The following is a 12,592-nucleotide window of genomic DNA, read 5'->3' on the forward strand; positions in this document are numbered from 1 at the left end:
TCCCAAAAAATCGATCAAAAAGCGTTAAAACTTATATTAGATTTAGATCAATGATCTGACTGAAGATGGGCCATCTTAACGCTCAGGAACCCATCATGTTTCCCAGCCTGTTTATTTCTCATGGTTCACCCATGCTTGCGCTGGAACCCGGCGCCAGCGGCCCGGCATTGGCGCGACTGGCTGCCGAACTGCCCAGGCCGAAAGCCATCGTGATTGTCTCCGCACACTGGGAGAGCCACGAACTATTGGTCAGCAGCCATCCGCAACCCGAGACCTGGCACGATTTCGGCGGCTTCCCCCGGGCACTGTTCGAAGTGCAGTACCCGGCGCCGGGTGATCCACAACTGGCTGCTGAAGTCGCCCATCTGCTGAGCGCCAGCAACCTGTCGGCACGTCTTGATCCGCAACGACCGTTCGATCACGGCGTGTGGGTGCCGTTGTCGCTGATGTACCCGCAGGCGGATATTCCGGTGGTACAGGTTTCGCTGCCGAGTCGCGGTGGCCCCGCGCTGCAAACCCGGGTTGGCCGTGCGTTGGCCGGCCTGCGCGAACGAGGGATTCTGCTGATCGGTTCCGGCAGCATCACCCATAATCTGCGCGAGCTGGACTGGCACGCCGGTCCGGAGAGCGTCGAGCCGTGGGCCCGGGACTTCCGTGACTGGGTGATCGACAAGCTTGCGGCCGATGACGAAGCAGCCCTGCATGATTACCGCCAGCAGGCACCAAATGCAGTGCGTAGCCATCCGAGTGATGAGCATTTGTTGCCGTTGTATTTTGCGCGGGGTGCGGGAGGCGAGTTCAGCGTGGCGCATACAGGCTTCACCATGGGTGCGCTGGGCATGGATATTTATCGTTTCGGCTGACGCGATCGCTGGCAAGCCAGCTCCCACAGGGTTTTGTATAAACCCAAACAGCAGGCAAAAAAAATCCCCGAACCAGTCGGGGATTTTTTATGTTCGATCAATCAGCCCAAGGGCGGATCAATCTTCGCGATAGCGACGCAGCTTCAACTGCTTGCCAGCAACGCGAGTGTCCTTCAGCTTGGTCAGGAGTTTGTCCAGACCATCTTCCGGCAGCTCGACGAGGCTAAAGCTGTCACGCACCTGGATGCGACCGATCGCTTCACGGGCCAGACCGCCTTCGTTGAGGATGGCGCCCAGCAGGTTTTTCGCAGCGATACCGTCACGCGCACCCAGCGCGGTACGGCAACGAGCACGGCCTTCGCCCAAAGGCATTGGCGCACGACGCTCGCGATCACCACGATCCGGACGATCACCGGAACGCTCAGGACGGTCGCCACGCGGTGCGTTGTTCGGCACCAGTGGACGCTCCTTCTCGATCGCTGCCAGGTTCAGCGCTTGACCGTTGGTAGCCTTGCGCAGCAGCGCAGCAGCCAGAGCACGCGGCGAGCAGCCGATGTCAGCGGTCAGACGATCGAGCAACTCACCGTGAGTCGATTCGGCATCAGCAACCAGCGGCGACAGGCTGTTGGTCAGTTTCTTGATGCGTGCATCGAGAACAGCCTGAGCGTCCGGCAGGCGAACTTCAGCAACCTTCTGACCGGTTACACGCTCGATCACTTGCAGCATGCGGCGCTCACGCGGAGTCACCAGCAGCAGTGCACGACCTTCGCGACCGGCACGGCCGGTACGGCCGATACGGTGCACGTAGGACTCAGGATCGTACGGCATGTCCACGTTGAACACGTGAGTGATACGCGGAACGTCTAGACCACGAGCAGCTACGTCGGTCGCCACAACGATGTCCAGACGGCCATCTTTCAGCGAGTCGATGACGCGCTCACGCTGGTTCTGGGCGATGTCACCGTTCAGCGCAGCGGCTTTGTAGCCTTTGGCGTCGAGGGCACTGGCCAGGTCCAGAGTCGCTTGCTTGGTGCGCACGAACATGATCAGTGCGTCGAAGTCTTCCACTTCCAGCAAGCTGAGAACGGCCGAAGTCTTCTGGTCAGCGTGAACCAACAGGTGAGCCTGTTCGATCGCGGTAACGGTTTGAGTCTTGGTCTGGATCTTGACGTGTTGCGGATCGCGCAGGTGGCGTTCGGCAATGGCGCGGATCGACTGCGGCAGGGTAGCCGAGAACAAAACGGTCTGACGGGTCGCTGGCAGAGCCTTGAAGATGACTTCCAGGTCATCCATGAAGCCCAGCTTCAACATTTCGTCAGCTTCGTCGAGAACCAGGTGGTTCACGGTCGACAGGACTTTCTCGTCGCGACGCAGGTGGTCACACAGACGACCCGGGGTAGCGACAACAATCTGTGCGCCGTTACGGATAGCCTTGAGCTGCGGGCCCATCGGCGCGCCGCCGTATACGGCGACAACGGTAACGCCTGGCATTTGCTTGGCGTAGGTTTCAAAAGCGGTTGCTACTTGCAGCGCCAACTCTCGGGTTGGCGCCAGGATCAGGGCTTGCGGTTCGCGCTTGGCAGGATCGATGCGGTGCAGAATAGGCAGTGCGAACGCGGCGGTTTTACCGGTACCGGTTTGCGCCTGGCCAATCATGTCCTGGCCGGCCATGATGATCGGGATCGATTGCTGCTGAATCGCCGAAGGCTCTTCGTAGCCGGTCGCTGCGACGGCTGCAAGAATATTCGGATTAAGATTAAAAGCGGCGAATCCGCCGGTTTCCTGGGTCATGGGTCTGCCTCTAAGTGCATCCGCAAAGACCCATGCTCCAAAGCTGCGCATGCCGTGTTGAGACTCAAGAGTCGCCCTGGCAGCTTTGTCGGCGGGGATTTGCGAAAACGTATGAATGAAAAAAAGAATCGTCCGGGAAGAGCCCGCAATGCGGACGTGCAGCCGAAGCTGACTTCGGGAAATTGCGCTACCTAAACGCGGCCCGGTTAAAGGCCGGCGCGCACTATACCGGATTTTGCCCAAAAAGGGAGCTTTTTTTATCGTCTGAATGCGTGTGTCACCGCTGTGTAACGGGGTTTTGCGGATAATCGTGCCAAGGTCTATTTTTCAAAGGCCCGGCCCTGCGGGTGATGACGCTTAAACGATTCACCGATGTGCGGCATACCGTCGCTGCACCCGCCCTTCCCGCCCGAGGATTTATCCATGAATCAGCCCTGCCCCGGCCGCGTCAGCCGTGAACGTCGTGGTCATGTCCATCTGATCGGTCTGGACCGAGCGGCCAAACGCAATGCTTTCGACCTCGACCTGCTCAATGACCTGAGCCTGGCCTATGGCGAGTTCGAGGCCGACAGCGAGGCGCGGGTAGCGGTGGTGTTCGGCCATGGCGAGCACTTTACCGCCGGTCTGGATCTGGTGAATGCCAGCACCGCACTTGCTCAAGGCTGGCAGGTTCCGACCGGAGGTTGCGATCCGTGGGGTGTTTTCGTCGGGCCACGGGTGAGCAAACCGGTGATTGTTGCGGCGCAGGGCTACTGCCTGACCATCGGCATCGAGCTGATGCTCGCCGCCGACATCAACCTGTGTGCCAGCAATACCCGCTTCGCACAAATGGAAGTACAGCGTGGGATCTTTCCTTTTGGTGGCGCGACTTTACGCTTTCATCAAGTGGCAGGATGGGGCAATGCCATGCGCTGGTTGCTGACCGGCGATGAGTTCGATGCGCACGACGCGTTGCGACTGGGTCTGGTGCAGGAGGTGATGGCCAGCGAGGACTTGCTGCCACGGGCGGTTGAACTGGCCGAGCGCATTGCGCGCCAGGCACCGCTGGGCGTGCAGGCGACGCTGATGTCGGCGCGACAGGCGCGTTATGAGGGCGAGACGGCGGCGGCGCAGGCGTTGCCGGCGCTGGTGAAGAGGTTGCTGGGCAGTGAGGATGCCAAGGAAGGAGTGCGCTCGCTGGTGGAGCGCCGACCTGGAGTCTTTAAAGGGATCTGAAAGTACGGTGTCCGTGAGGACGTCATCGCGAGCAGGCTCACTCCTACAGGGGGAGCGCATTCCAATGTAGGAGTGAGCCTGCTCGCGATAGGGCCATCACTGACAACTCAAGTCGCCGGGCGAATCGCCTTGATCAACGACTCCAGCGAATAACCCAACTGCGGCGCCAGCGCTTCCGCCCGGGCGGTCAACGCCTGCATGTCCAGTGCCTGATCCAGATCCGCCGGCACAATCAGAATCACATTGCCCTCCTTCACCGGCAGCTCCCAGTAATGCCGGTGATAGAGCCCGCGCAACAACGCCGCACCGAGCGGCTTGCCGTCATCCGTGGCCCATTGATTGATCACCAGCCAGCCACCCGGATTCAGGCGCTTCTGGCAATCGCCGAGAAAGCTCCAGGCCAGATGCCCGACTCCCGGGCCGACGTCGGTGTACAGGTCGACGAAGATCAGATCCGCTGGCTCCGCCGTCGGCAGCAGCTCAAGCGCATCGCCGACGCGGATGTACAGGCGCGGATCGTCATCCAGCCCAAGGTATTCGATGGCCAGACGCGGCACGTCGGGACGCAACTCGATGGCTTCGACATCTTCCAGCGGCAGAAACCTGAGGCAGGCCTGCGTCAGCGTACCGGCACCCAGCCCGAGGAACAGCGCACTCTCCGGTTGTTCATGACACAACGCACCAATCAGCATCGCCCGGGTGTAGTCGTACTCCAGCCAGCTCGGGTCGGCGGTGAACACGCAGCTCTGCTCGATGGCATCGCCGAACTCCAGAAAGCGGTAATCGGCCACTTCCAGCACGCGAATCACGCCGAACTCATCCTGTACTTCGGCGAGCAATAGCTCGACGCGCTCCTCAGTCATTTCGTCTCCTGGTGGTCACCGGGCGCGGTGACGCGATGACGCCGCTATGGCGCCGTGGCAAAGCGGCGATTGTCGACGAAGGTGCGGGAACAGGTCACGCACTAATTTGCTGATACCATGGCCTTCCGTGCGTAGAAAACTCGAGACCGTGATGAGCCAACCGTGGAGCCCTGACAGCTGGCGTGCCCTGCCGATCCAGCAACAACCCCAATACCCCGACGCCGCGCATCTGCGCCAAGTCGAGCAAACCCTGGCCAGCTACCCGCCATTGGTGTTTGCCGGCGAGGCGCGTGAACTGCGCCGTCAGTTTGCCGAAGTGACTCAGGGCCGGGCGTTTCTGCTGCAGGGCGGCGATTGCGCGGAAAGCTTCGCCGAATTCTCCGCAGCAAAGATTCGCGACACCTTTAAAGTGTTGCTACAAATGGCGATTGTCATGACCTTTGCCGCCGGTTGTCCGGTGGTCAAGGTCGGGCGCATGGCCGGGCAGTTCGCCAAACCACGTTCGGCCAATGACGAGACCATCGACGGCGTGACCCTGCCGGCTTATCGCGGTGACATCGTCAATGGCATCGGCTTCGACGAAAAGAGCCGCGTACCGGATCCCGAGCGTCTGCTGCAGTCCTATCACCAGTCCACCGCGACGCTGAACCTCTTGCGCGCCTTTGCTCAGGGCGGCTTTGCCGATCTGCATCAAGTGCACAAGTGGAACCTCGATTTCATCGCCAACTCGGCGCTGGCCGAGAAGTACAGCCACCTCGCCGACCGCATCGATGAAACCCTGGCGTTCATGCGCGCCTGCGGCATGGACAGCTCGCCGCAACTGCGCGAAACCAGTTTCTTCACCGCCCACGAAGCGCTGCTGCTGAACTACGAAGAAGCCTTCGTGCGCCGCGACAGCCTGACCAACGATTACTACGATTGCTCGGCGCACATGCTGTGGATCGGCGACCGCACCCGTCAGCTCGACGGCGCTCACGTTGAATTCCTGCGTGGGGTGAATAACCCGATCGGCGTCAAAGTCGGCCCGAGCATGAACCCCGACGATCTGATCCGCCTGATCGATGTGCTCAACCCGAGCAACGATCCTGGGCGTCTGAACCTGATCGCACGGATGGGCGCGAACAAAGTGGGCGATCACCTGCCGGCACTGATTCGCGCCGTGCAGCGTGAAGGCAAGCAAGTGCTGTGGAGCTCCGACCCGATGCACGGCAACACCATCAAGGCCAGCAGCGGCTACAAGACTCGCGACTTTGCGCAGATCCTCGGCGAGGTGAAGCAGTTCTTCCAGGTGCACGAAGCGGAAGGCACTTATGCCGGCGGGATCCACATCGAAATGACCGGACAGAACGTCACCGAGTGCATTGGTGGAGCGCGACCGATTACTGAAGATGGTTTGTCGGATCGCTATCACACCCACTGCGATCCGCGGATGAATGCCGATCAGTCGCTGGAACTGGCATTCCTGATTGCTGAAACCCTGAAGCAAGTCCGCCGCTGAGGTTGGACATCTTTATCGCCTGACCTGGCCCCATCGCTGGCAAGCCAGGCTCCCACAGGATTTGCGTCGTACACAGACTTTGTGACCGAACCGATCACTGTGGGAGCCTGGCTTGCCAGCGATGGCGTCCGCTCAGTCGCTCCCGATCTGCGTCAATGCCACCCGCAACCGCCCCGCACTCTCGCGCTGACAATTCAACTGCACCCGCTCAAGCCCCAACCAACTCGCCATCTGCCGCAAATTCACGGCCAACGCCAGCATCCCCTCCTCATCCAGCCCCGACTCCTCCTCGTGCACCGCATGTACCGCCAACCGTCCCGACGCCCGCTCGGCGCGCAAATCCACTCGCGCCGCAATCCGCTCATTGTGCAGAAACGGCAACACGTAATAGCCGTAAACCCGCTTGTCCTGCGGCGTGTAGATCTCCAGCCGATAGCGAAAATCAAACAATCGCTCAGTGCGGCTGCGCTCCCAGATCAGTGAGTCAAACGGCGACAACAGCGCACTGGCCGTGACCTTGCTCGGGACCTTGGGCTCCGGCAGGCAATAGGCGATCTGTCGCCAGTCGGCGACCTCGCACAGCAACAACTGCCCGGCCTCGACCAACTCGGCCAGACGCGGACGCGCGTCAGCCGGACTCAAACGGAAGTAATCGCGCAGATCCTTTTCCGTGCCAACCCCCAACGCCTCAGCCGCATGCACTAACAGTCCACGCTGCGCCTCGGCCTCATCGGGCAATGTCTGCTGCAGGATCGTGGAAGGAATCACCCGCTCCGGCAAATCGTACAAACGCTCAAACCCACGGCGCCCGGCCACGGTCACTTCACCGGCGGCAAACAGCCACTCCAGCGCATGCTTTTCTGCGCTCCAGTCCCACCATTGCCCGGGCTTGTCTTCACGGGTCGACAAACTGCCCGCACCCACTGCGCCGCGCTCTTCGACCGCACTCAACACCCGGCGAACAACATCCTGCTGCTCCAGACCAAACTTTGCCAATTGCTGATAAATGTCTCGGCCCTGCCTGGCTCGCTGCATGCGCCAATTCATCAACGGATACATCGACAACGGCAACAGCGACGCTTCGTGGCCCCAATATTCAAACAAGGTGCGACGTCGCCCCGAACTCCAGGCAGCCTGGTCGAGCAATTCGGAAGAATAGGAGCCCAAACGGGAAAACAGCGGCAGGTAGTGCGAGCGCACCACGGCGTTGACGGAGTCGATTTGCAGCAGGCCCAGCCGTTCGATCAGCCGGTTGACGTGCGTTGCCTTGACGGTCGGCGGCTGGCGCCCGTTGAACCCTTGAGCAGCCAGCGCCAGACGTCGAGCCTGTTTGAGGGAAAAGGACAGTGTCGCGGGCATGAGCATCTCCTTGTCTGCTCGCAACCTACCTCAGTCCAGAAGGTTTTGTGTAGCGATGGCCTCATCATTTGTGCATCGGATCATCCCAGAATGGCCGAACCGACTCGTGCTCGACGTCGGCACGACTGACCCCGATGTCCTTCAACGCTTCGTCGCTCAGACTGGCGAGCATCTCGCGTTCGCGGTGAAGTTCGTACCAGCGGCTAAACTTGTGCAGCAAGTCGGAAACCATGTGGCCATGGCCGGAAAATTTTTCTTCGTCTACATACTCTCTTTGACCTTTCATCGTGTTGACCTCCGTTGTGGATGGCTCAAGTCTCTCGCCAGCGCTAAGATCAATCCAACGAATGTTTCTGATGGCATGCATCACGGAGATTCATCAATTGTCGGCCTACCCCAGTATCGATACCGATGTCTTGCGCACCTTTGTGGCGATTGCCGATCAGGGCGGTTTCACCCGCGCCGGTGAAATGGTCAACCGCACGCAATCGGCGGTGAGCATGCAGATGAAGCGTCTGGAAGAAGACGTGTTGCAACGCCAGTTGTTTGAACGCGACGGGCGTCAGGTGCGCCTGACCGCTGAAGGCCAGGTGCTGCTGGGATACGCGCGACGCATCCTCAAGCTGCACAGCGAAGTGTTCAACACCCTGCGCGAGCCGCACATGGTCGGCACCGTGAAGATCGGTACGCCGGATGATTACGTGATGCGCTTTCTGCCGGGGATCCTGTCGCGATTCGCGCAGTTCTATCCGCTGATCCAGATCGAAGTGCATTGCGAATCGACCAAACAGTTGTTGCAGCGCACCGATCTGGACCTGTCGATTGTCACCCGCGAGCCGGGCAACGAGATTGGCCAGTTGCTGCGCAAGGAGCGCTTCGTCTGGGCCGAGGCGCAAAACTTCAGCGCCCACGAGCAGACGCCGTTGCCCTTGGCGATGTTCAACAGTGACTGTTTCTGCCGCTTGTGGGCCTGCAATGCGCTGGACGCCATGGGCCGCGAATACCGCATCGCCTACAACAGCACCAGCCTTTCGGCGCTGATGGCGGTGGTGAGCGCGGGTCTGGCGATCACCGCGCAACTGGAAAGCCTGATCACCCCGGACATGCGCATTCTCGGCGCCGATGAAGATCTGCCGCTTCTGCCCGAGGCCAGCATCATGCTGATCCGCAATTTGAATAACCCTTCGCCGATCACCGAATGCCTGGCCGAGCACATCGTCGAAGGTTTCAAACTTTAAACGCGAGCATCACTGCGCACAGCACCAGAAACCCGCAGAACAGTCCACGCAGAAGTTTTTCCGGCATCGCGTGGGCGACTTTCACACCCCAACTGATGCTGGCCAGACCGCCGATGGCCAGCGGCAGGCCGATCATCCAGTCCACTTCGTGATGCACCGCATACGTCACCAACGTCACGCCGGTGCTCGGCAATGCCAGCGCCAGCGACAGACCTTGGGCAACGACTTGGCTGGTGCCGAACAGGCTGGTCAAGACTGGCGTCGCGACCACTGCCCCACCGACACCGAACAACCCGCCCATGGTTCCCGACGCCGCGCCGAGAACACCCAGCCACGGCCACGAATAACGCATCTCGGAGGTCGGCGCCGGGCGCTTGCCGAACATCTTCAGCAGGTTATAGGCCGAAAGGACAACGAGAAACGCGACAAAACCGATGCGCATGGTTTGCGCATCGATACCCACAGCCCAGATCGAACCGATCCACGCAAAGCAGAATCCCATCGACGCCAACGGCAACGCATGACGCAATTCAATACGATTGCGTTGGTGATAACGCCACAGCGCCAGCATCACGTTTGGCACCACCATCACCAGCGCCGTGCCCTGGGTAATCTGCTGATCGAGCCCGAACCACACGCCGAGCAGTGGAATGGCGATCAAGCCACCACCGATGCCGAAGATGCCACCGAGTGTGCCAAGGGCGGCGCCGAAAACCAGATACAACAAAAACTCCATCACAGCCGAATTCCTCTTACGTCAGGCGATTCATCCTACGCAGTCACGGCTGGCGGGGAAACGCACAGCAACGCACAATGGCTGTGCCGAATTCGCACAAGCATTGAAATGACATGAATCCCAATCAATTGACCGAACAACTCGGGCTGTTTCTTGATGTGCTGGAAAGCGGCAGTTTTTCCGCAGCGTCTCGTCGCCATCCGTTGACGCCCTCGGCGGTCGCGCGGCGCATCGATAGCCTGGAAAATGCTGTCGGCAGCCAGCTATTTATTCGCAGCACCCACGCGGTACTGGCCACGCCTGCGGGGCTGGCGTTTGCCGAGCGGGCACGGCGGATCGTCGCCGAGTTGCAACTGGCCCGAGCCGAAGCGGTTTCCCTGAGCAATGCGCCGGAAGGCTTGATTCGCATCGATGCCCCGGCAGCGTTCGGACGCAGACACCTGGCACCGGTGATTGCCGATTTTCTGGTTTTGTATCCGGGACTGGACGTGCAGTTGCATCTGATCGACAGCTTTGTCGACATGCACGGCTCGAATCTGGGCAAGGTCGATCTGGTGCTGCGCGCCGGTCAACTGGCCGACACTCGATTGGTTGCCACGCCACTGGCGAGCATGGTGCGCATCGCCTGCGCGAGTCCTGACTATCTCAAACATCGCGGTGTACCCAGCCATCCCGCGCAATTGAGTGAACACGACGGTCTGGACTGGGACGGCCTCGCCCCGCCCTTCGCCTGGCGTTTCGAGCTGGATGGCCAGATGCAACTGCACCGTCCGGCCCGCATCCGCATGAGCGCCAATAATGCCGAAGCCTTGGTCTGCGGCGCGTTGGCGGGACTGGGGATTGCGCATCTGCCGACCTGGTTGGCCAGCGAATATCTGCTGCGTGGCGAACTGCTGCCGCTGTTTTGCGAAAACGGCCTGCCGAAACCTGAGTCCACCGGGATCTATGCCTTGCGGATGGAACAGCAGACGAATTCGCGCAGCCGCTTGCTGCTGGAGTATCTGAAAACCCGCTTTAGCCCTGTTCCGCCGTGGGATCTGGCGTTACAGCGGGATTTTGGCCGGCACTAGCCCCAGATAATTGTCTGGCGCATTAAACATTCGGGCGCTAGATTCATGCCCATCACCGATCAAGGCTTTGACATGACTTCCGAACGCGACACCTGCGATGACTTGCTCCTGGACAACCAGGCCTGCTTCGCCTTGCATTCCACTTCGCTGATGATGACCAAAGTCTACAAACCGATGCTGCAAGCCATCGGCCTGACCTATCCGCAGTATCTGGCGATGATGGTGTTGTGGGAGAAAGATGGTTTGACCGTGGGAGAAATCAGCACACGACTGCTGACGGATCCGGGATCGCTGACACCACTGCTCAAGCGCCTGGAAGGCGAAGGTTTGCTCAGCCGGACCCGCAGCCGCGAGGATGAGCGAGTGGTGATTGTCGAATTGACTGAACAGGGCCGCGCTTTGCAAACCAAAGCCCAAAGCATCCCGCAATGCATTCTCGGCGCCAGCGGCTTCACGATCGAGCGTTTGCAAAACCTGCAATCAGAACTGCAAGCCCTGCGCAGCCACCTGCAAGACAGCCTGGTCTGAATCCTCAATTCAGTTGCAGTACAAAACCTGTGGGAGCCGGGCTTGCCCGCGATGGCGTCCTGTCAGCCTTCATGATTTCGACTGACACGCCGTTATCGCCGGCAAGCCCGGCTCCCACAGGGTCCTCATTTGCTGATGAATGCTTGTCCGACTGAATTTTTTTACAGTCAGCCTCCTTTCCGTCCAGCGCTCTAAATCAATGCTTGCGGTGAAGTAATGCACCACGCCGCGTCATGCATTCTCACTTTCCTCCGAAATTTATCTTGCGCGCAAAATATTAGCGAGCTACATTCAGCTCGCACTTACTTAGCGCGCAAACAATTAGCGCAACACATAACACTCTACGAGGCCCACACCATGCAAACTCTCTACACCGCAATCGCAACGTCCACTGGCGGCCGTGACGGTCGTGCGATCTCCAGCGACAACATCCTCGACGTCAAACTGGCCACCCCGAAAGAACTCGGTGGTGCTGGCGGCGCGGCGACCAACCCTGAGCAACTGTTCGCGGCTGGGTACTCGGCCTGCTTCATCGGCGCGCTGAAATTTGTTGCCAGCCAGACCAAACGTAAAATCCCGGACGATGCTTCGATCACTGCTCACGTCGGCATCGGCCAAATCCCTGGCGGCTTTGGTCTGGACATCGACCTGCACATCAGCCTGCCGGGTCTGGAACAAGCCGATGCACAGAGCCTGGTTGAAGCGGCGCATCAGGTTTGCCCGTACTCCAACGCCACCCGTGGCAACGTTGACGTGCGCCTGCACACCACCGTTTGAGATAAATGCAAAACCCCTGCTCGCGAAGGCGTTCTGTCAGACAACGCTTCATTGGATGTCACACCGCATTCGCGAGCTGGCTCGCTCCCACAGGGGATAGGTGTTGAAGGTGAAATTGCAGGTACAAAAAAGCCCGACTCAATGGTCGGGCTTTTTCTTTCCGCAAAAAGCAGTGCTTATTTGGCACGGCCTTTGTAGGAACCGCCTTCGCGGGTGTCGATCTCGATCTTGTCACCGATTTCGATGAAGTCAGCAACTTGCAACTCGGTACCGTTGCTCAGCTTGGCTGGCTTCATGACTTTGCCGGAAGTGTCGCCGCGAGCCGAACCTTCGGTGTAGTCAACTACGCGCACGATGGTGGTCGGCAGCTCTACGGAAACCAGACGCTCTTCGAAGAACACGGCTTCGCAAACGTCGGTCATGCCTTCTTCAACGAAAGGCAGAACGCTTTCGATGTCTTCGGCGTTCAGTTCGTACATGGTGTAGTCAGTGGTGTCCATGAACGTGTAGGTGTCGCCGCTGATGAAGGACAGGGTCGCTTCTTTGCGGTCGAGGATCACGTCGTCCAGCTTGTCGTCCGCACCGTAAACGGTTTCGGTCTTGTAACCGGTCAGCAGGTTCTTCAGCTTGGTCTTAATGATAGCGCTGTTACGG

The 12,592-nt window shown here is 59.6% G+C and carries 13 protein-coding genes (1 of these 13 running past the window's edge); 7 read left to right on the top strand and 6 right to left on the bottom strand.

The window, feature by feature from the left end:
* Positions 1-95: 95 nt before the first annotated feature.
* A complete protein-coding gene (locus ACIONG_RS12250) occupies positions 96-863 on the top strand; it encodes a DODA-type extradiol aromatic ring-opening family dioxygenase (RefSeq protein ID WP_401299628.1) in 768 nt (255 codons plus the stop codon).
* Between the two features lie 117 nt (positions 864-980).
* Here the strand turns inward: ACIONG_RS12250 and ACIONG_RS12255 are convergent, their stop codons facing one another.
* Entirely contained in the window at positions 981-2,654 is a 1,674-nt protein-coding gene (locus tag ACIONG_RS12255) for a DEAD/DEAH box helicase (protein WP_103304750.1), read from the bottom strand.
* 423 nt (positions 2,655-3,077) lie between these two features.
* Here ACIONG_RS12255 and ACIONG_RS12260 point away from each other — a divergent pair, with 423 nt between their 5' ends.
* On the top strand, positions 3,078-3,869 hold the full coding sequence (locus ACIONG_RS12260; protein WP_103304749.1) for a crotonase/enoyl-CoA hydratase family protein: 792 nt from the start codon (positions 3,078-3,080) through the stop codon (positions 3,867-3,869).
* Positions 3,870-3,976: 107 nt separating this feature from the next.
* Here ACIONG_RS12260 and ACIONG_RS12265 read toward each other — a convergent pair whose 3' ends face one another.
* Entirely contained in the window at positions 3,977-4,732 is a 756-nt protein-coding gene (locus ACIONG_RS12265) for a spermidine synthase (protein WP_401299633.1), read from the bottom strand.
* A gap of 151 nt (positions 4,733-4,883) precedes the next feature.
* Here ACIONG_RS12265 and ACIONG_RS12270 point away from each other — a divergent pair, with 151 nt between their 5' ends.
* Positions 4,884-6,230, top strand: coding sequence for a class II 3-deoxy-7-phosphoheptulonate synthase (locus tag ACIONG_RS12270; RefSeq protein WP_103304747.1), 1,347 nt, complete (start codon positions 4,884-4,886; stop codon positions 6,228-6,230).
* 132 nt (positions 6,231-6,362) lie between these two features.
* Here ACIONG_RS12270 and ACIONG_RS12275 read toward each other — a convergent pair whose 3' ends face one another.
* Both ACIONG_RS12275 and ACIONG_RS12280 read right to left on the bottom strand, forming a co-directional pair.
* Positions 6,363-7,589, bottom strand: coding sequence for a winged helix-turn-helix domain-containing protein (locus tag ACIONG_RS12275; RefSeq protein WP_401299636.1), 1,227 nt, complete (start codon positions 7,587-7,589; stop codon positions 6,363-6,365).
* Positions 7,590-7,653: 64 nt separating this feature from the next.
* Positions 7,654-7,875 (bottom strand): DUF1127 domain-containing protein, encoded by a 222-nt coding sequence (locus ACIONG_RS12280; RefSeq protein WP_103304745.1) that lies wholly within the window; start codon positions 7,873-7,875, stop codon positions 7,654-7,656.
* A 97-nt stretch (positions 7,876-7,972) separates the two neighbouring features.
* Here ACIONG_RS12280 and ACIONG_RS12285 point away from each other — a divergent pair, with 97 nt between their 5' ends.
* Entirely contained in the window at positions 7,973-8,827 is an 855-nt protein-coding gene (locus ACIONG_RS12285) for a LysR substrate-binding domain-containing protein (protein ID WP_177431414.1), read from the top strand.
* Here the strand turns inward: ACIONG_RS12285 and ACIONG_RS12290 are convergent.
* Entirely contained in the window at positions 8,817-9,566 is a 750-nt protein-coding gene (locus tag ACIONG_RS12290; RefSeq protein ID WP_401299639.1) for a sulfite exporter TauE/SafE family protein, read from the bottom strand. The two genes, ACIONG_RS12285 and ACIONG_RS12290, sit on opposite strands and share 11 nt — an antisense overlap.
* Before the next feature lie 110 nt (positions 9,567-9,676).
* On the opposite strand from ACIONG_RS12290, the gene ACIONG_RS12295 reads away from it, so the two are divergent.
* The 3 genes from ACIONG_RS12295 (at position 9,677) to ACIONG_RS12305 (ending at position 11,938) form a co-directional block, all read left to right on the top strand.
* A complete protein-coding gene (locus ACIONG_RS12295; protein WP_103304742.1) occupies positions 9,677-10,633 on the top strand; it encodes a LysR family transcriptional regulator in 957 nt (318 codons plus the stop codon).
* A gap of 72 nt (positions 10,634-10,705) precedes the next feature.
* Positions 10,706-11,161: a MarR family transcriptional regulator gene (locus ACIONG_RS12300; protein WP_315445863.1), complete on the top strand. Its 456-nt coding sequence runs from the start codon at positions 10,706-10,708 to the stop codon at positions 11,159-11,161.
* 357 nt (positions 11,162-11,518) lie between these two features.
* On the top strand, positions 11,519-11,938 hold the full coding sequence (locus tag ACIONG_RS12305; protein WP_007964807.1) for an organic hydroperoxide resistance protein: 420 nt from the start codon (positions 11,519-11,521) through the stop codon (positions 11,936-11,938).
* A 176-nt stretch (positions 11,939-12,114) separates the two neighbouring features.
* Here the strand turns inward: ACIONG_RS12305 and ACIONG_RS12310 are convergent, their stop codons facing one another.
* A protein-coding gene (locus tag ACIONG_RS12310; protein WP_401299644.1) for an elongation factor P crosses the window boundary here: on the bottom strand, positions 12,115-12,592 show its 3' portion. The gene runs 38 nt beyond the window's last position; only the last 478 of its 516 coding nucleotides appear in the window; its start codon lies beyond the right edge, outside the window; the stop codon is at positions 12,115-12,117.

The organism is Pseudomonas sp. NPDC087817 (genome assembly GCF_044742875.1).
In the GTDB taxonomy this organism is placed as follows: Bacteria; Pseudomonadota; Gammaproteobacteria; order Pseudomonadales; family Pseudomonadaceae; genus Aquipseudomonas.